The 23716-nt window shown below is 33.1% G+C and carries 21 protein-coding genes; 8 read left to right on the top strand and 13 right to left on the bottom strand.

Annotated features, from left to right (window positions below):
* Positions 1-175 precede the first annotated feature (175 nt).
* Positions 176-1702, top strand: a complete 1527-nt coding sequence (locus ACNQF8_RS07185; RefSeq protein ID WP_417953143.1) for a PAS domain-containing sensor histidine kinase — start codon at positions 176-178, stop codon at positions 1700-1702.
* A 108-nt stretch (positions 1703-1810) separates the two neighbouring features.
* Here ACNQF8_RS07185 and rny read toward each other — a convergent pair whose 3' ends face one another.
* The 3 genes from rny to ACNQF8_RS07165 form a co-directional block, all read right to left on the bottom strand.
* Positions 1811-3376, bottom strand: a complete 1566-nt coding sequence (rny, locus tag ACNQF8_RS07180) for a ribonuclease Y (RefSeq protein WP_315211536.1) — start codon at positions 3374-3376, stop codon at positions 1811-1813.
* 206 nt (positions 3377-3582) lie between these two features.
* Positions 3583-3876 carry a cell division protein ZapA gene (locus ACNQF8_RS07170; protein WP_315211534.1) on the bottom strand — a complete coding sequence of 98 codons (294 nt, stop codon included), beginning with the start codon at positions 3874-3876 and terminating at the stop codon, positions 3583-3585.
* Positions 3877-3884: 8 nt separating this feature from the next.
* Positions 3885-4175 carry a hypothetical protein gene (locus tag ACNQF8_RS07165; protein ID WP_099716104.1) on the bottom strand — a complete coding sequence of 97 codons (291 nt, stop codon included), beginning with the start codon at positions 4173-4175 and terminating at the stop codon, positions 3885-3887.
* Positions 4176-4349: 174 nt separating this feature from the next.
* Here ACNQF8_RS07165 and ACNQF8_RS07160 point away from each other — a divergent pair, with 174 nt between their 5' ends.
* The 3 genes from ACNQF8_RS07160 (at position 4350) to ACNQF8_RS07150 (ending at position 9359) form a co-directional block, all read left to right on the top strand.
* The gene (locus ACNQF8_RS07160) at positions 4350-6047 is read left to right on the top strand and encodes a M23 family metallopeptidase (RefSeq protein ID WP_417953142.1); all 1698 of its coding nucleotides are present in this window, start codon (positions 4350-4352) and stop codon (positions 6045-6047) included.
* Positions 6048-6059: 12 nt separating this feature from the next.
* Positions 6060-8528 carry a TonB-dependent receptor gene (locus tag ACNQF8_RS07155; protein WP_417952658.1) on the top strand — a complete coding sequence of 823 codons (2469 nt, stop codon included), beginning with the start codon at positions 6060-6062 and terminating at the stop codon, positions 8526-8528.
* Positions 8529-8636: 108 nt separating this feature from the next.
* Complete coding sequence (locus ACNQF8_RS07150; protein WP_417952657.1) at positions 8637-9359, top strand: hypothetical protein; 723 nt, start codon at positions 8637-8639, stop codon at positions 9357-9359.
* Between the two features lie 11 nt (positions 9360-9370).
* Here the strand turns inward: ACNQF8_RS07150 and ACNQF8_RS07145 are convergent, their stop codons facing one another.
* The 7 genes from ACNQF8_RS07145 to ACNQF8_RS07115 form a co-directional block, all read right to left on the bottom strand.
* The gene (locus ACNQF8_RS07145) at positions 9371-10072 is read right to left on the bottom strand and encodes a hypothetical protein (protein ID WP_417952656.1); all 702 of its coding nucleotides are present in this window, start codon (positions 10070-10072) and stop codon (positions 9371-9373) included.
* A gap of 71 nt (positions 10073-10143) precedes the next feature.
* Positions 10144-11280: a retropepsin-like aspartic protease gene (locus tag ACNQF8_RS07140; RefSeq protein WP_417953141.1), complete on the bottom strand. Its 1137-nt coding sequence runs from the start codon at positions 11278-11280 to the stop codon at positions 10144-10146.
* 2 nt (positions 11281-11282) lie between these two features.
* On the bottom strand, positions 11283-11930 hold the full coding sequence (locus ACNQF8_RS07135; RefSeq protein WP_417952654.1) for a hypothetical protein: 648 nt from the start codon (positions 11928-11930) through the stop codon (positions 11283-11285).
* A gap of 114 nt (positions 11931-12044) precedes the next feature.
* Positions 12045-13892 carry an ABC transporter ATP-binding protein gene (locus ACNQF8_RS07130; protein ID WP_417952653.1) on the bottom strand — a complete coding sequence of 616 codons (1848 nt, stop codon included), beginning with the start codon at positions 13890-13892 and terminating at the stop codon, positions 12045-12047.
* A gap of 80 nt (positions 13893-13972) precedes the next feature.
* Positions 13973-15700: a phospho-sugar mutase gene (locus tag ACNQF8_RS07125; protein ID WP_417953140.1), complete on the bottom strand. Its 1728-nt coding sequence runs from the start codon at positions 15698-15700 to the stop codon at positions 13973-13975.
* A gap of 182 nt (positions 15701-15882) precedes the next feature.
* Positions 15883-16842: a glycosyltransferase family 2 protein gene (locus tag ACNQF8_RS07120; protein ID WP_417953139.1), complete on the bottom strand. Its 960-nt coding sequence runs from the start codon at positions 16840-16842 to the stop codon at positions 15883-15885.
* 6 nt (positions 16843-16848) lie between these two features.
* Positions 16849-17379 (bottom strand): DUF4199 domain-containing protein, encoded by a 531-nt coding sequence (locus tag ACNQF8_RS07115; protein WP_417952650.1) that lies wholly within the window; start codon positions 17377-17379, stop codon positions 16849-16851.
* A 240-nt stretch (positions 17380-17619) separates the two neighbouring features.
* On the opposite strand from ACNQF8_RS07115, the gene ACNQF8_RS07110 reads away from it, so the two are divergent.
* Entirely contained in the window at positions 17620-17871 is a 252-nt protein-coding gene (locus tag ACNQF8_RS07110) for a type B 50S ribosomal protein L31 (protein ID WP_039109118.1), read from the top strand.
* Between the two features lie 164 nt (positions 17872-18035).
* Positions 18036-19211 (top strand): GlmU family protein, encoded by a 1176-nt coding sequence (locus ACNQF8_RS07105; RefSeq protein ID WP_417952649.1) that lies wholly within the window; start codon positions 18036-18038, stop codon positions 19209-19211.
* A 75-nt stretch (positions 19212-19286) separates the two neighbouring features.
* Here the strand turns inward: ACNQF8_RS07105 and ACNQF8_RS07100 are convergent, their stop codons facing one another.
* Complete coding sequence (locus ACNQF8_RS07100) at positions 19287-19820, bottom strand: murein L,D-transpeptidase catalytic domain family protein (RefSeq protein WP_417952648.1); 534 nt, start codon at positions 19818-19820, stop codon at positions 19287-19289.
* Between the two features lie 374 nt (positions 19821-20194).
* Here ACNQF8_RS07100 and ACNQF8_RS07095 point away from each other — a divergent pair, with 374 nt between their 5' ends.
* Positions 20195-21829 (top strand): ABC-F family ATP-binding cassette domain-containing protein, encoded by a 1635-nt coding sequence (locus ACNQF8_RS07095; protein ID WP_417952647.1) that lies wholly within the window; start codon positions 20195-20197, stop codon positions 21827-21829.
* A 65-nt stretch (positions 21830-21894) separates the two neighbouring features.
* Here ACNQF8_RS07095 and ACNQF8_RS07090 read toward each other — a convergent pair whose 3' ends face one another.
* Both ACNQF8_RS07090 and ACNQF8_RS07085 read right to left on the bottom strand, forming a co-directional pair.
* On the bottom strand, positions 21895-22179 hold the full coding sequence (locus ACNQF8_RS07090) for a GNAT family N-acetyltransferase (protein ID WP_113666498.1): 285 nt from the start codon (positions 22177-22179) through the stop codon (positions 21895-21897).
* A gap of 23 nt (positions 22180-22202) precedes the next feature.
* A complete protein-coding gene (locus ACNQF8_RS07085; protein ID WP_417952646.1) occupies positions 22203-22925 on the bottom strand; it encodes a pirin family protein in 723 nt (240 codons plus the stop codon).
* Between the two features lie 113 nt (positions 22926-23038).
* On the opposite strand from ACNQF8_RS07085, the gene ACNQF8_RS07080 reads away from it, so the two are divergent.
* Entirely contained in the window at positions 23039-23707 is a 669-nt protein-coding gene (locus tag ACNQF8_RS07080; RefSeq protein WP_417952645.1) for an alpha/beta hydrolase family protein, read from the top strand.
* The last annotated feature ends 9 nt before the right edge of the window (positions 23708-23716 follow it).

Raw genomic sequence — 23716 nt, 5'->3', positions numbered from 1 at the left:
TTCTAAATTTAGCACTTTTCAAGAAAGAAAAGTTTTATAAATTAGATATTAAAGAGAGGTTTTTAGTGATGCCGATTAACATCTCATTAAATGGTTACGATTTTATTATTAATTTGGCTGTTAAATAAAAAATATAATCTAAATTGTGTTCTACTAAAATCTTATAAAAAGTAATATGGTTTTTGATTTTCCTCAAAACGGAAATTGCCAGGAGGTAAATGATTTTTACAGTAAATTATTTAATGAGATTCCAGATTTAATTTTTGAATTTGTGATTGCTCCTGACAATACCTATTTATTTCCTTTAGTGAGTAAATCGGTAAACGATTTTTTTGAGTTGTCTTCAGCTCATTTTGTAGACAATGACAAATTTCTTGTCTATGACAGGATTTTTCAAGCCGACCGATTGTCTTTTTTTCAGTCATTGGTAAACGCAAAAAGAAATATTACAAGATGGGATTTTGAGTTTCGGGTTTTATTACCTGAAAAGGGATTGCGTTGGCTTAAAGTTTCATCAAAACCAGAATTATATCCTGATGGGAATATTGCTTTTTACGGAAGAATCTCAGATGTAACTGATTTGAAAGAACAGGAAATCAAACTTAAAATTTCTGAAGAGCGTTTTAAATTTGCTCTTGAAGCTTCTACAGCAGGTGTTTGGGACTGGGATTTAACGACTAATAAAGTTTTTTATTCCTCGCAATCAATGAAAATTCTCGAGCAGGAGTCTTTGGATATTTTTGACAATCCGGAACGTTGGGATGAAATTGTGCATCCTGATGATTTAGAAAAATATTACTCTGAAATTCAGGATCATTTTGACAACAAAATACCTTTTTATGAAAATTACCACCGTGTTTTAACCTCAAGTGGAAATTACAAATGGATTTTAGACAGAGGAAAAGTAATCGAGCGTGATGAAGATGGAAAACCATTGCGAGTTATTGGTACGCATACTGATATTTCTTCGCAAAAAGAAAAAGAAATAGAGTTAGTAAGAACAATGGAATTGTATAGTCAGCAAAATAGCCGACTATTGAATTTTTCACATATTGTTTCGCATAATCTAAATACACAAGCGGGTAATATTAAATCACTTTTAGATTTAATTGATGATGATGATAATTTAGAGAGTAACAAAGAAATGTTAGTACATTTACGGACTGTTTCGAATGATTTAAATGAAACGATAGCTAATTTGACCCAATTGGTTTTAATACAAAGTAATTCAAACATTCCGATCAAATCATTAGACTTAAATTTTTATTTAAAGAAGACATTGGATTTAATTAAGAATTTAAAAAATTATAATCAAGTTACGATTATAAATGACATTCCTGAAGGCTTTTTTGTCGATTTTAATCCAGCATACTTAGAAAGTGTTTTGTTGAATTTTACAACAAATGCCATAAAATATTCGAATCCTAATAAACCAGTAGAGATAAAATACTCTTACTCATTAGAAAACGGTAAAAAAACGTTGTCAATTTCTGATAACGGATTAGGCATCGATTTAAAAAAATATGGAGATTCTCTTTTTGGTATGTACAAAACATTTCACAAGCACGAAGATGCTAGAGGTTTAGGGTTGCACATTACAAAGAATCAAATAGAATCGATGAAAGGAACTGTTTCAGTCGAAAGTGAAGTAGGAGTAGGAACAACTTTTAAAATCGTTTTTAACGATATTTTGAATGATTAATTAACGGGTTTCGATATACACATCTTTTAAAGTTTTCGCTTATAAAGTATAATGCAAAAAAAAACTTCTCAGTAATGAGAAGTTTTTTTATATGTCAATTACAATAAATTATTTAGCAATATTCACAGCTCTAGTTTCACGAATTACAGTCACTTTAACTTGCCCTGGATACGTCATTTCTGTTTGGATTTTTTGTGAAATATCAAAAGATAAGTTCGCTGCATTTTCATCAGAAACTTTTTCGCTTTCAACAATTACACGTAGTTCTCTACCGGCTTGAATTGCATAAGCATTTTTCACACCGCTGAATCCGTATGCTACTTCTTCAAGATCTTTTAAACGTTGAATATAAGAATCCAATACTTGTCTTCTTGCTCCTGGTCTTGCACCTGAAATGGCATCACAAACCTGGATAATTGGAGATAATAGTGATTTCATTTCTATCTCATCGTGGTGTGCTCCAATAGCGTTACAAACCTCTTCTTTTTCACCGTATTTCTCAGCCCATTGCATTCCTAATAAAGCGTGTGGTAAATCACTTTCAGCATCTGGAACTTTACCAATATCGTGTAATAAACCAGCTCTTTTAGCCAGTTTTACGTTTAGTCCTAATTCAGCAGCCATGATTCCGCAAAGTTTAGAAACTTCACGTGAGTGTTGCAATAAATTCTGTCCGTAAGAAGAACGGTATTTCATACGTCCTACTACTTTAATCAATTCAGGATGTAATCCGTGAATTCCTAAATCGATAACGGTACGTTTACCAACTTCTATAATTTCATCGTCAATTTGTTTCGCAGTTTTTGCAACTACTTCTTCAATCCGTGCCGGGTGAATTCTTCCGTCAGTTACCAATTTATGTAATGCCAAACGCGCAATTTCTCTACGTACAGGATCAAAACAAGAAAGGATAATAGCTTCCGGTGTGTCATCTACGATGATTTCAACTCCAGTAGCTGCTTCCAGCGCGCGGATATTTCTACCTTCACGACCAATGATTCGACCTTTTACGTCATCAGATTCAATGTTAAATACAGAGACACAGTTTTCTACTGCTTCTTCTGTACCAACTCTTTGAATGGTATTGATAATGATTTTTTTAGCTTCTTGTTGTGCTGTCAATTTTGCCTCTTCAATAGTATCTTGAATATGAGACATTGCTTTGCTTTTTGCTTCTGCTTTCAGTCCTTCTACTAATTGATCTTTAGCTTCTTCCGCGGATAAACCAGAGATAACTTCCAATTGTTGCAATTGACTTTTATGTAGTTTGTCAACTTCAGTTTGTTTCTTATCTAAGTTTTCAATTTTAGTGGTGTATTCTAAAGTTTTAGATTCAAAATCATCATTTACTTTTTTAGCTTTTGATAATTCATTAGAAATTTGAGATTCTTTATCGCGAACTCTTTTTTCTATTTCGGCAACCTTTTTATCACGGGATAAAATAACTTGTTCATGTTCCGATTTTAATTCAATAAATTTCTCTTTTGCTTGAAGAATTTTATCTTTTTTTATGTTTTCAGCTTCCAGATTAGCATCTTTTAAAATTGACGCTGCTTCTTTTTTTGCGTTTTTAATTAAGTTTGAAATATTGCTTTTTTCTATCAGTTTGGCAATACCAAAACCTCCCGCAATACCTATAATTCCTGAAATAATAATCGTTAATATGTTGTCCATGTTTGTTAAAGTTTATATATAAAAAAGCCTACATTAGAGTGATTGAATAAACTCGAAAAGACAAGTTTTGAGCTAACTCGTTGTTCAAGCTTCCAAACTGAATTGGCTTGCTATAGTAACGATGATTTGCTCATTCTAAATTGTTAGTGTTGAGTTTACCAAATATGAACTAATGTAGGCAGTATCTTAGTTTTTGTAAAGAACGTTTATTTGTCGAGATATTGATCTAAAATCGCATTGATTTTTTTTATTCTTTCGATGGTCGCTTCTCCATCTATGGTATTATCAATTTGTTTTTGTTCCGTTTGTGAGGCAAATTGTAAAGCACACATTGCCAATACATCTTGCTTGTCACGAACAGCATAATTTTCTTCAAATTGCTTTATCATCTTATCAATTTTTTTAGAAGCGCTTCTAAGGCCTTCTTCCTGCGAGAAATCAACCGTTAACGGGTAGACTCTGTCTGCGATTGATATTTTAATTTTAAGCTTTTCGTCCATATCTTTTATTAATCTGATAGCTGTGCTATACAGTAATCAATTTCGCGAATTAATGAATTTATTTTAAGCTTCGTATCTCTTTTATTATCGTCACTGCCTAGTAATGTATTTGCTACTTTGAGTGTTTCATACTGCGTTTTTAGCGCTTCAATCTCTTGTGACTGAGTTTGTATTATGGATGCAGTTTTTGTTAATTCGTTTTTCAAATCTTGATTATTTTTCTCCAAACCTTTCATTTTTGTGAAAAGTTTTTCAATCTTACTTTCAAGAGTATCAATAATTTCTGCAATTGCACTCATTATATATTTTATTCATTACATAATCATACAAAGTTAGTATTCCTTTTTAATTTTGCAATATTTTATTATTTTTTTTGCATTAAATTAATTAAATATCAGTTGTACAAATGGTTACGAACCATTTTTTTTAGTGCTGTTTTGAATACTTTTTTTATCTTAGCGAAAATGTAAACGATGAGATTTCCTGTATTTTTTTTATTTTTATGCACTTCTGTTTTTGCACAAGTGGACTATCCAAAAGATTATTTTAGACCTCCATTAGATATTTCGATGCAATTATCCGGGAATTTTGGTGAGTTAAGACCCAATCATTTTCATGCAGGTTTCGATTTGAGAACGCAACAAAAAGAGGGATTAAAAGTGTATGCCGTAGCCGATGGTTATGTGTCAAGAATAAAAATATCAACTTTTGGAAACGGAAAAACAATTTATATCAACCATCCTAATGGTTTTACATCAGTGTATGGACACTTAAAAATGGCCAATGGTGAAATAGAAAACTACATCAAGAAAGCGCATTACAAAGAACAATCGTTTGAAATTGAAATGTTTTTTAAGCCAAATGAAATGGTAGTTAAAAAAGGAGAAATTATTGCTTTTTCTGGTAATACTGGAGCTTCAGAAGGACCACATTTGCATTTTGAATTTCGTGATTCCAAAACAGAATTTATAATCAATCCGATGCTTTTTGGATATAATAAATTTTTAAAAGACACTAAGAAACCTGTTGTTTCAGGACTTTATGTATATCCTTTGGATTCAAAAACTACGGTCAATCATTCAAAGCGACCTTTGCTACTGAATGTTTCATTGCAGAAAGACGGAACCTATTTATCGGATAAAGTGGTAGCAAATGGTTCAATCGGTTTTGGGATTTCTGCTTATGACACTGATGATGTCTCGTTTAATAATAACGGAGTGTACAAGGTACAGTCTTTTTATAATGGGAAACCCAATTTCGGTTACGAATTCAATACCTATTCATTTGACGACATGCGTTATATTAATGCGCTGATTGATTATTCGAGATATAAGAAAATGCAACAGCGTGTTCAGAAATTATTCATTAAAAACCCGTATAATTTGAGCATTATCCAAGCCGATGAAAATAAAGGTGTTTTGCAGGTAACTCCAAATTTAGCCTCGCTGTATCGCATTGAAGTTTCGGATTTCTTTGGAAATAAAAAAACAATAGCTATTCCTATTCAATATGATTTATTGACTACAATAATAAGTCCAGAGCCAGTACAATCTAATTATTTTGTAAAAGCCAATAAAGACAGTAATTTTGCTTTAGCAAATATGTCGGTTTTCTTTCCTGCAGGAACTTTTTATGAAGATTTTGATTTGAATTTTGATGTGAAAAATGATACTTTGTTTTTACACGACGATACTGTTCCTGCTCACACTAATTTTACGGTTTCCATTGAAGATACAAAATCTACTGAGGCACAAAGAGAGAAAATGTTCATTGGTAGAATCGAAGGAAAAAAAGTGAATTACAATCCAACCTACAAAAAAGATAATGTATTTAATACCAAGGTTAAAATTTTAGGAAAATATGCTTTGGTTGCGGATACGGTTGCACCAAAAATAACTATGGCTGTTCCTGTTGAAGGAAAATGGATTAGTGACCAAAAAACCATTCAGCTCTCTATTTACGATGAATTGTCAGGTATAAAATCATATAATGGTTATTTAAACGGAAAATGGGTATTATTAGAATATGATAACAAGACTAGAAAATTGACTCATTATTTCAGTGATGGAATTGTTGCTGATGGCGCCAATGATTTAAAAGTTGTGGTGATTGATAATGTTGGAAATTCAACTACCTTTGAAACTCGTTTTTTTAAAAGCCAAAAAAAATAAAAACCAAATCATTTGAGCACTAATAAATTAATTTTTGTTTTCTATTTGTTTTTAGTCAGCCTACCTTTATTGGCTCAAACGGCTAGAATAAAAGGAGTTGTTTTAGACAAAAACAATCAACCGGTAGATAACGTAAATGTTTCTTATTCCAGTATTGGCACTCAATCCAATAAAAATGGTTTTTACGATTTAAAAGTTCCTGCAAACAAAAAAGTAACACTTGTTTTTACGCATGTTTCGTTGAAAAAAATAACTGTGATTTTTTCTTTGGATACCAATGAACAAAAGGAATTCAATCCAGTAATGAGCGATCAGGAAGAACAAATGGGAGAAGTTATTGTTACATCGAATAACAGAAAGTTGATTCAGGGTGTTGCAACAATTGAGCCTCAAATGATTCGGAAAATTCCTGGAGCCAATGCCGGAATCGAAAACATTTTAAAAACCTTACCGGGAGTAAACTCAAATAACGAATTGAGTACGCAATACGCCGTGCGTGGTGGGAATTATGACGAAAATTTGGTTTATGTAAATGAAATTGAAGTCTACCGTCCGTTCCTGATTCGCTCGGGACAACAAGAAGGGTTAAGTTTTACCAATACGGATTTAGTGCAAAATGTTGATTTCTCGGCGGGAGGTTTTCAAGCGAAGTTTGGGGATAAATTATCTTCTGTTTTAGATATTACATACAGAAAACCGGTTAAATTTGGCGCAAGCCTTGAAGCAAGTTTCCTTGGAGGAAGCCTTTCTGTCGATGCAGTTTCCAAGAATAAAAAATGGTCTGCAGTAACGGGAGTTCGATACAGAAATAACAGCCTTTTAGTAAAAAGTCAAGAAACTCAAACGAATTTTACACCGTCTTTTGCGGATATTCAAACTAATATAAATTATCAAGCTTCGGCTAAATGGCAATGGAGTTTTCTGGGGAATATTTCTCAAAATAAATACCAATATCAGCCATTAACGAGGCAGACTAATTTTGGAACCATAGATAATCCTATGGCACTTACTGTTTTTTATGAAGGTCAGGAAAAGGATAAATACGATACGTATTTTGGAGCTTTAAAAACAACGTTCAATGTTTCGGATAACTTCACTTTGAAATTTATCGGTTCTGTTTTTCATACTTTAGAACAAGAATATTTTGATATTTTCGCACAATACCGTTTAGGCGAAGTGGATTCCAGTATTGGGTCAGAAACTTTTGGAGAAGTTGCTTTTACAAGAGGAATTGGTTCTCAGTTGAGTCATGCCAGAAACGATTTGGATGCACTGATCGTAAATACAGAGATAAAAGGATTTCACGATTGGAAAGAAAACCAATTTGAATGGGGAATAAAATATACACGAGAATCTATTCGTGACAGAATAATAGAGTGGGAGGTAATTGATTCGGCTGGTTTTTCATTGAATCCACCCATTATTGATTTGCCAAAAAATGATCAGCCGTATTCACCTTACACCGGACCACTTGTTCCGTATCAAAATATCCGAGCGACAAATTTTAACTCCATCAATAGATTTTCGGGTTATGGTCAATGGAGTTTAAAATCGAATATTGGTTCGAGTGAAGTTTGGTATAATGCCGGAGTACGTATACACAATTGGGAAGTTATAGGTTCTGCTGTAACTGGAAAATCCCAAATTACTTTCAGTCCCAGAGCACAATTTGCCATAAAACCAGATTGGGAGAAAGATATGGTTTTTAGACTTTCGGGAGGATTATATCATCAGCCGCCTTTTTACAGAGAATTGAGAGATGCGGATGGAATGGTGCAACCTAATACCCAAGCGCAGCAATCAGTGCATGTTGTTTTTGGGAATGATTATAGTTTCAAGATGTGGAATCGTCCTTTTAAGTTGGTTTCGGAGTTGTATTATAAATCGCTGACGGATGTAAATACGTACACGATTGACAACGTTCGCATTCGATATGCAGCCAACAATAATGCCACCGCGTATGCGCAAGGATTGGATGTTCGCTTGAACGGGGAATTTGTTCCCGGAACAGAATCGTGGTTTAGTTTTGGCTATTTGAAAACAGAAGAAAACAGCAATGATAAAGGATATATTGCCAGACCTACAGACCAGAGATTGAAATTTGGACTTTTATTCCAAGATTACATGCCTAATATTCCAAGTATTAAATTGTACTTGAATTTGGTTTACAATACTGGATTGCCCGGCGGTTCGCCATCGTATGTTGATCCTTATTTATACCAAAACAGATTGAATGATTACCGGCGTGTGGATGTAGGTTTCTCTAAAGTTTTTATAGACAACACAACAGTAAAAAGGAATTCGGGTTGGTTTAAAGATTTTAAAGAGTTAGCAATAGGGTTGGAGATTTTTAATCTTTTTGACAATCAAAATGCCATAACCAATACTTGGGTTCGGGATGTATATTCTAAAAATCAATATGCAATTCCGAATTATATGACAACCAGAGTTTTTAATTTGAAATTGACTGCGAGGTTATAACCGTTAAAATTATTAAAGTTTAACCCAATTTTAATTCGTTAAATCAAGTATCGAATGACGTTACCATTTTTAAAAATGATTACATTTGAATTTTAATAGTGCAAAAACATGAAAAAACTACATATCACAATATTAGGAATCGCAATTTTACTTTTGACCAGTTGTAAAGAGGAGGTTGAAAAACCAAAAGTTACTTACGATGGAACAAGTAGAGCAAAAGAACTGGCCAAAACTGATTCTACCCAAATACAAATTGCCGATTTGCCACTTCAAATGGAAGGAACGGATTACTTGATTCATCCTGTTGCGGATTTAAGTATTCGTGAGAAAGGAATAAAATCGAGATATGGCTCTTCCAGCGTGAACGATTTGAGTTTTACGATATCCAATTATGGCGAATTTGAAATCACCGGTTTTTTGCAGAATTTGAAATTTCAAAAAGTTGATTCGGATTCCATTAGAAAATTGACAGAGAAACCTGTTTTGATTCAAACCGCTACGTATTTGAAGTCGGTTGCTGATAAAACCAATAACCAGATTATGGTGTACACGATGATGGACATGGATACAAATAAAGATGGAAAATTAGATACAAGTGATATTAAAGCCTTGTATTTAAGCGAAATCAGCGGTGAGAAATTCACTAAAATATCTTCTGATTTTCAGGAATTAATCGACTGGAAATTGATTGGTTCTAATAATCGTTTGTACTATAGAACGGTTGAGGACACCAATAAAAACGGAGAGTTTGATAAGAAAGATGTGGTGAATTATTACTACATCGATTTGTCTAAGAAAGAATGGAAAATTATTGGTTACGAGCCAGTTTAGCAGTACTTATTCTAAATCAAAATATCACTTTCCAAGTCTGATTTTTCAATGGTGAAATCAAATCCCAGTTGCTTTACTAACTGAATGACCAGATTTTTATACCAGTTTTCGGATTTGGGATGAATGTATATTTTTTCAATCAACTGGTTGATATTTACATTGATTTTCAATCCTTCATTGATTTTGATATCACTTTCACCAATGTCTGTGATGATGCGTACTTCGCCTTCATATTGAAAGCTTTTTCGTTTGAATAAAAAAGGAAAAAACATATCGTCAAACGGAATGTGCTCTTTTTTGTAATCGATGTAATTTACTTCCCCAATGTATTGATTAAAATTAGTTTCTGGAACAAGCGATTCCTGCAAACGCCCAATTGTGGATTGAATCGCTAAACCCTCGCTGTTTTGCGTGAAAATCTGCCACATGGCAAATGATTCATATTCGTTGATATGCCAACTGCTAATTGCTACTTTTTCCCGATGTGTTTTATAATAGTTTAAAAAGTCAGGATTGTCTATTGATAGTTTTTTTATTTCCTCAAAAGTGGGTTCGCTAAAAGTGCCTTCATATTGATCTTCGAATTTATCGGATCGTGACATAAATAATTTTTCGGACATCAATAAATCTAAGAACTTAGATAAGTCAAGATATTTCCAAACAACAGTATTTGGATCTTCAGGAAGTTTTATGTTTGGATTATTGATGTACATTTAAATTATTTAATAAAATGGGAATGTAACAAGTAGATTCAATATGTAAAGTTCACCAATTTATTTTAGAATTATGATTTAAGGACTTGTTTTTTTATAATGATTTTTTGTCCATTCAACTTTTCTATTTCATAGTTGTCTTTTTTAAGATTTTCAATTCTCCACAATAAAAAGTCACATTCGTCTTTAAAATCAGTTGCCGTTAAACCATTTATTGATTTTACTTCCTCTTCTGTTTCTAATTCTTTTGCTGAACTTTCGGAATTGTTGTTCTTGCCCATGATTATTAATTTGCCATTTTTCAAATAACAATCGGCATCAAAACTCATTTGTAGAGAAATAGGTTGGTTTGAAAGTTTCAAATAATATTTTGAAATGTCATTGTTTAGTATCAAAATAGAGGATAATTGAGAGAAGAATTTGAGTCCGATTTTATTTTCAATATTTGCTCGAATCTCTATTTTTAAATCGTCAAATCTTTTGTTACCTATAATCAAATTATCAAAACTCAAAGCTTCGTATCTGTTGATTTTTATATTGGAAAGACTCATTGTCAATCGTGAACCAGAAATTATTTCATCTTGATTTTCTTGTTTTAGTTTTTTAAAAAAGGGTTCTTTTTCAGAAACTTCAAAGAAGTCGTTATAACCTAAGTCTACTAAGCAATTTTTGAATACTGTTTCATTGATGCTAAAAGTAGTGAAATGTCGGTTATTTTTATAAGTAATAGGCATCTCAAGCATTTCGCTAGTATATTCAAAAGTTGATTTTGATACGTATAAAAGATTTTTTTCAAAATCAATTTTCCAGTTCAACTTATTGATAGCATTTGCGCCTAATAAATAATAATCATTACAAGATAAAAAAGGCATGTCATATACTATGCTTTTTATATTTTTAATTTTGAAAGAACCAATTGTTACAGTTTCAATCATAGCTTCTTTCATGGAGTTTACATCTTCATTACTGTCAGTAATATTTTTTTTTCCGGTAATTTTTATATTAGCGCTATTTGCTTTTTCAACTGTGATTACTCCAATAGCAGCACCTGTGTCTAAAGCAAAGTCAGTTTCGATACCGTTTATTTGTCCCTTAAAAACTAATAATGATGATGATGTTGTAAAGGGAATTGTATCAATTTTGACAGATTGAGCTTTGCTTAAAAAGGGTAATAAAAACAGCACTGAGAGTAGTAGATTTTTTCTCATTGTTATTGATTTGATTTTTGAGATTTCAATTTTCGTAATGTTCGACTGATGAAGATACCACCAATAATTCCTGGTAAACTCCACGCCAGAACTGCGGGTAAAAAGGTATTGTTAATCACAAGGAATGCTGTAAAAGCGGCAATATAGGCTCCGGTCATTCTACCGATATGATTTTTTAATCCATATAATTTGTCGGTTACTTTTCCGGTGTAAGCTTTGTATTCAACATAGCATAATCGCATACTAACAGTTCCAAAAAGAAAGTAAATTATTCCAAAAAATTGTTTCGCCAGTACATATTTATATCCAATATAGAAAAATGTAATAGCTGATATAATCATTAATACAGTTAAAATAGCATCGCCTATTTGAGGTTTTTGACCTAGATGCGCTTTTTTCAAATGGATCATTCGATAGCCTGAAATAGACAGGTAAATTGTAAATACACCTACTATAAAAAGGAATAAGTTAGGGTGTACATACGAAAGGTAGAAAGCACACAAACCAGTTGAAATCATGGCTAAAGTAAATACTTTGCCAAGTTTTTTGTGAATGATATCTCCTTTTTTGCGAATTAAAAGTACGGTTCCCAATAGTAATCCAGTAAACCCGGAAATAATATGAATGGTTAAGATGATTTTGAAAAGCATATTTTTCAGTATTAAATTAAAAAGGTTGAGTAAATGTATTAGATGTTACTCAACCTTTTTTAAATTTTTTACTGAACTGTAATTTTAAGCGTCTGAAGTGTGTTTTGTGGTTGCTTATTCGAAAGATTGCATGGTGACTAATTTATTATACGTGCCATTCATAGCAATAAGTTCCTCATGTTTTCCCTGCTCAACAATTTTCCCTTTTTGCATCACCACAATCAAATCTGCTTTTTGAATCGTAGAAAGACGGTGCGCAATTACTATCGAGGTTCTGTTTTGCATCATGTTTTCCAGTGCTACTTGAACGAATTTTTCACTTTCTGTATCCAATGCTGAAGTGGCTTCATCCAGAATCATAATTGGAGGATTTTTTAAAACTGCTCTGGCAATTGATAAACGTTGTTTTTGTCCACCAGAAAGTTTGTTTCCGCTGTCGCCAATATTTGTATGAATTCCCAGTGGCAAGTCTTTTACAAATTCATAAGCATTGGCAATTTTCAGAGCTTCGATGATTTCGGTATCCGTGGCGTCATGTTTTCCTAAAGCGATATTGGCTTTTATGGTGTCATTAAACAAAATACTGTCTTGCGTTACTAATCCCATTAAATCACGAAGAGAGTGCAGGTTCATGCCTTTGATGTCAATTCCATCAATAGCGATTGTTCCTTCATTTACATCATAAAAACGGGTCAATAAATTGGCAATCGTACTTTTTCCACTACCGGATTGTCCTACAAGAGCAACGGTTTGTCCTTTTTTAACTTGAAGCGAAAAGTCTTTTAAAACGTTCTCGTCTTCGTATCTGAAATTAATATTTTTAATTACTATACTGTCTTCAAATGTTAATTTTTTAATCGCATTTTCGCTGTCTGTGATCTCATTTTTTACTTCTAAAACTTCAAAAACACGTTGGGCTGCCGCTAGTCCATTTTTTACTGAATAAGAAGCTTTAGAAATGGCTTTGGCAGGAGTTAATATGTTATAGGCAAGACCCATGTAGGCTAGGAATTTAGCTCCGTCAAGTAAGGCTTTTCCATCAGGTAATTTGTCAACAAGTACCATTTTTCCACCAAACCAAAGCAATATACAAATAGTAATAATCCCTAAAAACTCACTCAATGGCGTAGCTAAGTTATTTTTTTTACCTATGCTGTTAGACAATTTTAAAACTCGGGTAACTGAATCATTAAATTTTTGTTTAAAATTTGATTCGGCATTGTAACTCTTAACAACCTTTAGTCCGGATAACGATTCTTCTACAATTGAAATTAGATAGCCGTTTTCATATTGCACTCTTTCGGATTTGCTACGCAGTGATTTACCAATTTTGGATATTAATAGCCCTGAAAGAGGGATAAAAATAAAGACAAACAAGGTTAACTTGAAACTTATTGCAATCATACCAATAAGCGTGAATACGATGGTCATTGGCTCCTTAACAATCAATTCTAGGATAGAAAAAAAAGAATTTTGAACCTCATTTACATCACCTAACATGCGAGCCATAATATCACCTTTTCTTTTTTCAGAATAGTAGGAAACAGGTAAGTTGATGATTTTGTGGTACATTGAATTTCTTAAATCCTTTAATACGCCATTTTTTAGATGCATCAAATGATTGGATGCTAGGTAATTAAATAGATTTTTTAATAGGAAAGTTATACTCACTATGGCAATAACTAACAGTAAGGCAAATTCAGGACCATTCTTGTCAGTTAGTAGTGTGATGTTGTAATATAAGTACTCTTTAGAAAATTTGATGATGTCAAAAATTGACTCTAAAACAGGTTTTTCATTGATTTTTTCAGTAGTACCAAAAAGGACATCCATCATTGGGATTAATGCTATAAAAGACAAGGTGCTAAAGAGTGCGTAAAAAATATTGAATATTACATTCCAAACCACATGAGAACGATATGGGTTTGTGAAAGGAATAATTTTTTTGAAATTTGCGTCCATTTAAGTTGTTTTTTTATCATCAAGACCCGATAAGTTCTCTACTTATCGGGTCTGTCTGAAAAATCAATTTTGTTTTTTTATTAATTCAATTGCATTGAAGTAATAATATTTTTTATTTTATTGTCCAAAATGCTTTCTACTTCATTGAAATCTGCTACTGAATCCAATTCAGTATTTACACTGATATAGAATTTTATTTTAGGTTCCGTTCCACTTGGTCTGGCGCAAATTTTAGAACCATCTTCAGTGTAGTAAATCAATACATTCGATTTTGGGATTTCCATTTTAGTTTCTTCATCAGTAAGCAAGTTTTTTGCTATTGAAGATTGGTAATCCTCCACCATAACAACTCGCTGTCCGTTGATTTCTTTCAGTGGATTTTCACGTAAATCAATCATCATCTGATTAATTTCGTGTAAACCATCCATCCCTTTTTTGGTCAATGAGACTAAGTATTCTTTGTAAAAACCGTTATCAACATACAGTTGTAGTAATTCTTTGTAAACCGTGCTTCCTTTTGCTTTGGCTTGAGCCGCAACTTCGCAAATCAATAAAGTAGCTGCAACAGCATCTTTATCACGTACGGCATCGCCTACCATATAACCAAAACTTTCTTCACCACCACCAATGAATTCTAACTCAGGGAAATCCTTGATCATCTTGGCAATCCATTTAAAACCAGTTAAACCAACTTTACATTCTACACCGTAGTTTGTCGCTAATTCCATCATCATAGGAGTAGAAACAATTGTAGAACCCACAAATTGTTTTCCATTTATTTTACCCGCTTTTTTCCATTGTTCCAATAAAAAGGCAGTCATCAAAATCATCGTTTGATTTCCGTTAAGCAACGTCATTTTGCCTTCGTTGTTTCTAACGGCAATTCCTAAACGGTCACAATCTGGATCAGTCCCAATTACAATATCTGAATTCGTTTTGTCTGCTAATGCCAATGCCATTGTCAATGCTTCCGGCTCTTCTGGATTTGGAGATTTAACAGTTGGGAAATCACCATTTGGCACTCTTTGTTCTTCAACAATATTCACGTTAGGATAACCCGCTTGCGATAAGGTATCAGGAACTAATTTTATAGAGGTTCCGTGCAAAGAGGTAAAAACGATGTTCAGATTTTCTTTGGCTTCAGCCGAAGTTCCAAAACTCGCATTTTCGATAGTCGATTTGATAAAAGCTTCATCAACTTCCGTATCTATATAATGTATCAAATCCTCATTGGCAGTAAACTTGATTTGATTGTAATTTAAATTCTCAATAACGTTGATAATTCCCTCATCTTCCGGCGGTACAATTTGTCCACCATCTTGCCAGTATACTTTGTATCCGTTATATTCTGGTGGATTGTGTGATGCCGTAAGAACGATTCCGCACTGACAACCCAAATGTTTCACCGCAAATGACAATTCCGGAGTAGGTCTCAATTCCGAAAACAAATAAACTTCAATCCCGTTAGCCGTGAAAACATCAGCAACTAATTTGGCCAACGTATCACTATTGTGACGACAATCATAAGCAATAACGGCTTTCAAAGGTTGGTTAGGAAATGCAGTATGCAAGTAATCCGAAAGTCCTTGTGTACTTTTCCCTAGCGTATATTTATTGATACGATTGTTTCCTACACCCATAACTCCGCGCATTCCACCGGTTCCAAATTCAAGATTTTTATAAAAACTCTCTTCCAGTTCTTTAGGCGATGTAGTCATCAATTCCTTGATAGCTTCCTGAGTAGCGGTGTCAAATGTTGGCGTAAGCCACTCATTTACTGAGTCCAAAATATTTTGTTTGATATCCATTCTATATGTTTTTTAGTTTCTAAATTCGTTATTAAAATTTAAATCTATTTGTTTTGTTTTAGGAGCTATATCCTGCTATCCGCTGTATCTTTTTCTTTTTTTAAAGAAAAAAAAAGAAAAAGGATGCCGCTATTATCAGGGCTAGGTATTGTGCAAACGAGAACTTTTTCGTTTACATAAATTTATAAAAAATTAACCTCGCTCGATACTTTATAACGCTCTTCATTGTTTTTTGTTCGCAAAATTATTTCGCCAAGAAATCCGGCCAAAAATAATTGTGTTCCCAAAACCATTGTCGTAAGTGCAATATAAAACCAAGGGTTATTTGTAACCAGACTATAACGCATGTCATTATACATATGGTATAGTTTTGAAATACCAATGTAACCGGCAAGCATAAAACCAATGATGAACATTAACGATCCCATGGCACCAAATAAATGCATCGGTCTTTTTCCAAAACGAGAAAGAAACCAAATGGTAATTAAGTCTAGGAAGCCATTGATGAAACGTTCCATTCCAAATTTAGTTTCACCATATTTTCTGGCTTGATGTTGTACTACTTTTTCGCCAATTTTTCCAAAACCGGCATTTTTTGCTAAAACTGGAATGTATCGGTGCATTTCACCTGATACTTCAATGTTTTTCACCACAATATTTTTGTAGGCTTTCAATCCGCAATTGAAATCATTCAATTCCACTCCAGATGTTTTTCTCGCCGCCCAATTGAATAATTTAGAAGGCAAGTTTTTTGCCACCACCGAGTCGTAGCGTTTCTTTTTCCATCCGGAAACTAAATCATATTTTCCGTTGGTAATCATGTCGTATAAACCTGGAATTTCCTCTGGGCTGTCTTGCAAATCAGCATCCATAGTGATAATGACATCACCTTTTGCTTTTGCAAAACCAGCATGCAACGCTTGTGATTTTCCGAAATTTTTCATAAAACGAACTCCTTTTACATTAGGGTTCTCTTGTGCAAATCCTTCGATAATAGTCCATGAATTATCTGTACTACCATCATCCAAAAAAATGATTTCGTACGTATAATTATGAGATTGCATCACTTTGATAATCCAGTTATAGAGTTCATTAAGTGATTCCTCTTCATTAAGAAGTGGTATGAGTATAGATAAATTCATTAATTTTTATTCTTGTGTAGATTTGCTTTTAAAGAATGCTGCCAAAATTAATCCGAAAATTGAACTAAAAACAATACTGAAAATAGACCCTTTTAGTAATTCCAATGTAGAATAAGGATTGTTTTCTTTCATTTTTGCTATAGCGTCGTTAATGGCTGATGCTGGTGTGCCTAATTTTTGCATCATATTGACAGTATATTTAATCATTAATTCACTTAAAGTCTCTTTAGCAGAAGGGTCAATGAAATTGAATAAAAGAACATTAAAAAGAGTTGAAATTAAAATACCTATTAGTGTAGCGATGAAGTAAGTCGTAAAAGCATCTTTGAAAGAAAAAACATTGTTCATCTCTTTTTTTGTTTTCGAAAGTAAAACAATTCCCAATGTAAGATAAACCAAAATACTTAAGACTCCAATCCACCAAGAAGTAAACAAATTTAAATCAATAGCGTAAATTGTTGAAGTAATTAATGCAGAAACAATTCCAATTGTTACTCCAAAGGTTATTCCATTCTTTTTAATAATTTCATTTATCATTGTTGTTGTTTTAGAATTAATCCACAAATATAACAATTCCCAATATATTCGGAGCTAAAAATTGCTTTTTACGATTATATAAAAAAAGTGATACAAAGATTTGTTTATTGGAAAATAATTGTAAATTTGCAAACTCAAAATAATATTGTAAAACAAAAAGTTATAAGGAGTTTATACCTTTTCTGTTAGAAGAAAAGCTTCAAGACAAATTATAATTAACAAATAAAAAAGATTAACAAGATGAAAAAAGGAATTCACCCAGAAAATTACAGATTAGTTGCATTTAAAGACATGTCAAATGACGAAGTTTTTATCACTAAATCTACTGCAGATACAAGAGAAACATTAACAGTTGATGGTGTTGAATACCCAGTTGTAAAAATGGAGATCTCTAGAACTTCTCACCCTTTTTACACAGGTAAATCTAAACTTATTGATACTGCAGGTCGTATTGATAAATTCAAAACTAAATACGCTAAACACGTTAAATAATTTTAACCTGTTTTCAAATATATCAAAGCCTTCCTTTTTGGAGGGCTTTTTTATTTTATTTATTTGAAAACTTTGTAACTTTGGTGTCAATATTATTAAAACGGTAGATTGATGAAATTTATTTTTCAATCAAAAAATAACCGAATCAACAAATAAAAAATTTTATGAATTACATACTTTTTGACGGACCTTCCAGAAATTCCTTGTTGCCTTTTACATTCACCCGTCCCGTTGCCGATATTCTTATTGGAATTATGACCATTCGTCAAAAATGGGAAATGCATCTGGGCTCTACTACAACTACGTTGACAGAGGAGTATTTATCAGAAAAATTTCCAATGGTAGAGTTAGAGGTAAATGTTATGATAAATGCTTCTTATCTTCCTAATGCTGTTTTGGCTGAAATGGTTAGTAATCTGGAACCCAATCAGGCAATTTTCAAAGGTGATGAAGTGATTGCTTTTTTTACTACGGAAGAACAAGAAGAAGTAGATTTTGATTCTTATGAAATTTTAGAGTACAATGAGGATTGTTTAACGGTTCAAAATACTTGGGATATTTTCTCTAAAAATGATGCAGCCATTCGGGAAGATTTCGAAATCTTAACAGAAGACCGAAGATCTCAGCCTATTCCAAAAAGCGTTAACGTAATTGCACCGGAAAATATATTTATTGAAGAAGGTGCAAAGTTAGAATTTGTTACGTTAAATGCTTCTACAGGCCCAATATATATAGGAAAAGATGCTGAAATTATGGAAGGTTCAGTTATCAGAGGACCTTTTGCCTTGTGCGAAAACGCCTCGGTAAAAATGGCGTCTAAAATATATGGAGCAACAACCGTAGGTCCTTTTTCCAGAATTGGGGGTGAAGTTAATAATTCGGTATTGTTTGGGTATTCTAATAAAGGTCATGATGGGTTTTTAGGAAATTCAGTTCTTGGTGAATGGTGTAATATTGGTGCCGATAGTAATAATTCTAATCTGAAAAACAACTACGAAGAAGTAAAATTGTGGAGTTATGAAACGGAAGGTTTTGCTAAAACCGGTCTTCAGTTTTGCGGATTGATGATGGGAGATCATAGTAAATGCGGCATTAACACTATGTTCAATACGGGAACAGTAGTAGGGGTGAGTGCTAATATTTTTGGTAGCGGATTTCCACGCAATTTTGTCCCTAGCTTTTCTTGGGGTGGCGCTTCTGGTTTTACCACTTATATTACCAAAAAAGCTTTTGAAACGGCTCGATTAGTAATGAGTCGCAGAAACGTAGATTTTGATGAAAGAGAAGCTGCTATTCTTGAACATGTTTTTGAGGAATCAAAAAAGTGGAGAAAAGAATAATTTCTTATACCATATACAAATAAAAAAAGCCTCAATCAAGAGGCTTTTTATTTGAAGTTCAGCTAGCAATTTTTTTTATTGATAAGCATAAATAAGCGAGCCGTTTTTTATCAAGTTAATCAGGGTGTTGGCATTACTGTCAGGAACTGAAAAGCATCCCCAACTGAATTTACTAAACATTTTTTTTGACGAATGGACTACAATATTTCTTTTTAAAGCATTCGAATTTTTATCATTTTCCAACCCATCTAAGCGTAGAGAATATCCCCACATGCCTTGATAAGTCTGTAACGTAAGGTAGCATCCTAATGAAGTCGCCTTGCTTCCTTCAATATTGCTAAATGAACTGGGAGTTAATCCGGTTCCTGATCCGGAACCATGATCCACATTACTGGCCAGAAGTATTTTGTTGCTTTTTAAATCAATAACATAAAGCCTTGCTTCGTTGATTGATTTTGAAAAATCAATTAGTGTAATGATGTTTTTATTCTTGGCTTTAAAACCCCATTTTGTTTGTACTTCACAAGCTTTTTGTACAATTTCTTCATTACTCTGAGCTGCAGTAAAATGGAAAGTGCACAAGAGAATAATTATTAATGTTTTTGTCATGATCTAGTTTTTAAATTTTTCATTCAACCTATAAAAATTAGGTTTTCGGTTTACGCATCGATTTTATTGTCTACACCATTCACCTGTTTTTACATTGTTTAAACAGGGATTACTATTTTCATAATGATTTAGGTATTTGTTGCTTTTAAGATTTAATGTTGTTTCAAATGTAGGTTGTTTTTTGGAGTTAAAGGTCTAAATATCAAATACAAAACTATAAAAAAATATTATTATTGTGCTGCTTTTAAATTTTATATTTCTTTTGCCCGAAAAATAAATTGTTATAAATTATTCAATTGTCCAATTCCTGAATTAATCTATCTTTGCATTTTTAAAATCTGATAATCTAATTATCTAAAAATCTTATAATCTAAATGATTACAGTTAACGATATTTCTGTGCAGTTTGGTGGCACGACACTTTTTAGTGATGTTTCTTTTGCTATAAATGAAAATGATAAAATTGCCCTAATGGGTAAAAATGGAGCAGGAAAATCGACGCTGCTTAAAATTATTGCAGGTCAAAGCAAACCTTCAACAGGTAATATTTCGGCACCAAAAGATGCTGTTGTAGCCTATTTGCCTCAGCATTTATTGACTACAGATGGTGCAACCGTAATGGAGGAAACTTCGAAAGCTTTTGGAGAAGTTTTTGCAATGAAAGCGGAGATTGATGAAATCAATGAGCAATTGACGATTCGTACTGATTATGAAAGTGATGCGTACATGAAATTAATCGAAAGAGTTTCAGACTTAAGCGAGAAATTTTATGCAATCGAAGAAATAAATTATGAAGCCGAAGTTGAGAAAATTCTAATCGGTTTGGGATTCGTTCGGGAAGATTTTAGCCGTCAAACTTCAGAGTTTTCTGGTGGATGGAGAATGCGAATCGAGCTTGCCAAAATCCTTTTGCAAAAACCAGACTTAATTTTACTGGATGAGCCTACCAATCACATGGATATTGAAAGTATTCAATGGTTAGAGGATTTCTTGATTAATTCGGCCAAAGCCGTTGTGGTAATTTCTCACGATAGAGCTTTTGTCGATAATATTACGAATCGTACCATCGAAGTTACAATGGGGCGTATTTATGATTATAAAGCCAAATATTCGCATTATCTGGAACTTAGAAAAGACAGACGTGTTCATCAGCAAAAAGCGTATGACGAGCAACAACGTATGATTGCTGACAATAGAACTTTTATCGATCGTTTTAAGGGGACATTTTCTAAAACGGATGCCGTTCAATCCCGTGTTAAAATGTTAGAGAAATTGGTTATTGTTCAGGTTGACGAGGTTGATACTTCGGCTTTGAAATTAAAATTTCCGCCTGCAGCGCGTTCCGGACAATATCCTGTAATTGTTAAGGATTTATCAAAATCATACGGAGATCATGTGGTTTTCAAAGATGCTAATATCGTTATTGAAAGAGGGGAAAAAGTAGCTTTCGTAGGAAAAAATGGGGAAGGGAAATCGACTATGATTAAAGCCATTATGAAAGAAATTGGTATTGATGGCGGTAGTTTAGAGATTGGTCATAATGCACAAATTGGTTATTTTGCTCAAAATCAAGCCTCTTTATTAGACGAAAATGCAACTATTTTTGAAACTATAGATGATATTGCCGTTGGTGATGTAAGAACTAAAATCAAAGATATTCTTGGTGCATTCATGTTTCAGGGTGATGATGTGACCAAAAAAGTAAAAGTACTTTCCGGTGGGGAAAAAACCCGTTTGGCAATGATTAAATTATTGTTGGAACCCGTAAATTTATTGATTCTGGATGAGCCTTCGAATCACTTGGATATGAAAACCAAAGATATTATCAAAGATGCGTTGCGTGATTTTGATGGAACTTTAATATTAGTTTCACACGACAGGGATTTCTTGGATGGATTGGCGACTAAAGTTTTCGAGTTTGGAAACAAAAGAGTTGTGGAACATTTTGAAGATATTACAGGTTTCTTAGCCAACAAGAAAATGGATAGCATGAGAGAAATAGAGAAATAATTTTCTTAAACTCTTTATAAATCAAAATCGGCTGTATTCTAAAATACAGCCGATTTTTTTTTTTGTTACAGTCTAATTCCTGGAGGAAGTAACTCTTTGTAAATAGGATTTTTTTTGAAAAACACCACTATTTTTGGAAGAATAGGAACCACTTTGAATTTTCTTTCAATAGCAATTTCCATAATGTTTTTCAGGAAATTTGAAATAAATTCTTCATCTTCAAAAGATTCAGGTACATTTATTTTTGTTAAGAATATTTTCTTCTCTTGAAAAGAATATTCGACAGAAACTAATCCCTGGTCTACTATAGTTTCAAATTGTCGTGAAAAAGTGTTGTCTTTGATTTCCATAGTGCTTGCTGCATCCATAATAATTAACTCTGATTCATTGGTACCTCTACCAAAAGTATTTTTGATTTGGTATTGATTTTAATTTCGAATTGATCAAAATCATTTATTCCCATGGCATCTCTTGCCTTCAAGGTTTGATTATTCACTTCTATTTCGCCTTCAATCAAAAATAAATAAACACCATTTTTAGGAATTTTAACCTCATATTTAATGGTGGTGTTGCTGTCGAAAATACCTAAATGGAAAAAGGTTTTTTGGTAAACCCAAAGTGCATTTCCGTTATTATTGTCTTTTGGCGAAACAATATTTACAAAGGTATTGATTTGATTTTCAATATCAAATGATTTCTGGTCGTATCTTGGTGGGACGTTTTCGGTGTCAGGAAAAACCCACAGTTGCAGTGTTTTTGCTTCATCTTTTTGGCTGGCATTCATTTCAGAATGTTCTACTCCGGTTCCGGCACTCATTACTTGGACTTCTCCAAAACCAATGATGCCTTCATTTCCCATGCTGTCCTTATGCATCAATCCGCCTTCGAGTGGAATAGTGATGATTTCCATATTGGCATGGCCGTGTGTACCAAAACCTGTTCCACCTGCAATCGTATCGTCATTTAAAACGCGTAACATTCCAAATTGTACGCGTTCTGGATTGAAATAATTCCCGAAAGAAAAAGAGAAATTGGCTTTAAGCAATCCAAAATCGGCCTTGCCTCTTGTATTTGATTGAAATAGTTGTGTAGTCATAAATTATTGATAATATAAAGTAAAAAGTGAATAGGGTTTGAATAAAAAAATTAATTTTATACAAAATTCGCTATAAACAGACTGAATTTTGTTATAAAATAGTTAAAACAATTATGAGTAAAATCCCCGTTTATTTAATGCCAGGATTAGCGGCAAGCACTACCATTTTTGAGCGGATTGCGCTTCCCGATGAAATGTTTGAAATTATCTTTCTGGAGTGGGAAATCCCTCTTAATGATGAATCTTTGACGGTTTATGCCAAGCGGATCACTGAAAAAATAAAACATAAGAATCCGGTTTTAATTGGAGTTTCGTTCGGAGGCATTCTGGTACAAGAAATGGCTAAATATGTAGAAGCCCGGAAAATTATTATCATTTCAAGCGTTAAAAGTAACGTGGAATTTCCCAGAAGAATGAAAATTGCTAAAACTACCAAGGCCTATAAATTAATCCCTATGAATCTGATTGCAAATATTGAAAGCCTTGCTAAGTTTTCTTTTGGCGAAAAAGTAAACCAAAGGCTTAAACTTTATGAAAAATTTTTATCGGTTCGGGATATTCGTTATTTGAATTGGGCTGTAGAACAGGTGATTTTATGGGACAGAACGGTTGCTGATGAAAAAGTAATTCACATTCATGGAGATATGGATGATGTGTTTCCTATAAAATATATCAAGAATTGTGTCGTTGTAAAAGGAGGGACGCATATAATGATTTTGAACAAGTACAAATGGTTGAATGAGAATTTACCCTCCATTATATTGGGAACAGAAAAGAAGTAAACGCACTTT

The organism is Flavobacterium labens, assembly GCF_048286755.1.
Taxonomy (GTDB): Bacteria; Bacteroidota; Bacteroidia; order Flavobacteriales; family Flavobacteriaceae; genus Flavobacterium.
The sequence above is the reverse complement of the archived record's forward strand: the minus strand, read 5'-3'. Positions and strand labels throughout refer to the sequence as shown.

Excerpts from the sequence above, each read along its gene's own strand:
- ACNQF8_RS07185 (WP_417953143.1), top strand. The coding sequence starts at position 176 with ATGGTTTTTGATTTTCCTCAAAACGGAAATTGCCAGGAGGTAAATGAT.
- rny (WP_315211536.1), bottom strand. The coding sequence starts at position 3,376 with ATGGACAACATATTAACGATTATTATTTCAGGAATTATAGGTATTGCG.
- ACNQF8_RS07170 (WP_315211534.1), bottom strand. The coding sequence starts at position 3,876 with ATGGACGAAAAGCTTAAAATTAAAATATCAATCGCAGACAGAGTCTAC.
- ACNQF8_RS07165 (WP_099716104.1), bottom strand. The coding sequence starts at position 4,175 with ATGAGTGCAATTGCAGAAATTATTGATACTCTTGAAAGTAAGATTGAA.
- ACNQF8_RS07160 (WP_417953142.1), top strand. The coding sequence starts at position 4,350 with ATGAGATTTCCTGTATTTTTTTTATTTTTATGCACTTCTGTTTTTGCA.
- ACNQF8_RS07150 (WP_417952657.1), top strand. The coding sequence starts at position 8,637 with ATGAAAAAACTACATATCACAATATTAGGAATCGCAATTTTACTTTTG.
- ACNQF8_RS07145 (WP_417952656.1), bottom strand. The coding sequence starts at position 10,072 with ATGTACATCAATAATCCAAACATAAAACTTCCTGAAGATCCAAATACT.
- ACNQF8_RS07140 (WP_417953141.1), bottom strand. The coding sequence starts at position 11,280 with ATGAGAAAAAATCTACTACTCTCAGTGCTGTTTTTATTACCCTTTTTA.
- ACNQF8_RS07135 (WP_417952654.1), bottom strand. The coding sequence starts at position 11,930 with ATGCTTTTCAAAATCATCTTAACCATTCATATTATTTCCGGGTTTACT.
- ACNQF8_RS07130 (WP_417952653.1), bottom strand. The coding sequence starts at position 13,892 with ATGGACGCAAATTTCAAAAAAATTATTCCTTTCACAAACCCATATCGT.
- ACNQF8_RS07125 (WP_417953140.1), bottom strand. The coding sequence starts at position 15,700 with ATGGATATCAAACAAAATATTTTGGACTCAGTAAATGAGTGGCTTACG.
- ACNQF8_RS07120 (WP_417953139.1), bottom strand. The coding sequence starts at position 16,842 with ATGAATTTATCTATACTCATACCACTTCTTAATGAAGAGGAATCACTT.
- ACNQF8_RS07115 (WP_417952650.1), bottom strand. The coding sequence starts at position 17,379 with ATGATAAATGAAATTATTAAAAAGAATGGAATAACCTTTGGAGTAACA.
- ACNQF8_RS07110 (WP_039109118.1), top strand. The coding sequence starts at position 17,620 with ATGAAAAAAGGAATTCACCCAGAAAATTACAGATTAGTTGCATTTAAA.
- ACNQF8_RS07105 (WP_417952649.1), top strand. The coding sequence starts at position 18,036 with ATGAATTACATACTTTTTGACGGACCTTCCAGAAATTCCTTGTTGCCT.
- ACNQF8_RS07100 (WP_417952648.1), bottom strand. The coding sequence starts at position 19,820 with ATGACAAAAACATTAATAATTATTCTCTTGTGCACTTTCCATTTTACT.
- ACNQF8_RS07095 (WP_417952647.1), top strand. The coding sequence starts at position 20,195 with ATGATTACAGTTAACGATATTTCTGTGCAGTTTGGTGGCACGACACTT.
- ACNQF8_RS07090 (WP_113666498.1), bottom strand. The coding sequence starts at position 22,179 with ATGGAAATCAAAGACAACACTTTTTCACGACAATTTGAAACTATAGTA.
- ACNQF8_RS07085 (WP_417952646.1), bottom strand. The coding sequence starts at position 22,925 with ATGACTACACAACTATTTCAATCAAATACAAGAGGCAAGGCCGATTTT.
- ACNQF8_RS07080 (WP_417952645.1), top strand. The coding sequence starts at position 23,039 with ATGAGTAAAATCCCCGTTTATTTAATGCCAGGATTAGCGGCAAGCACT.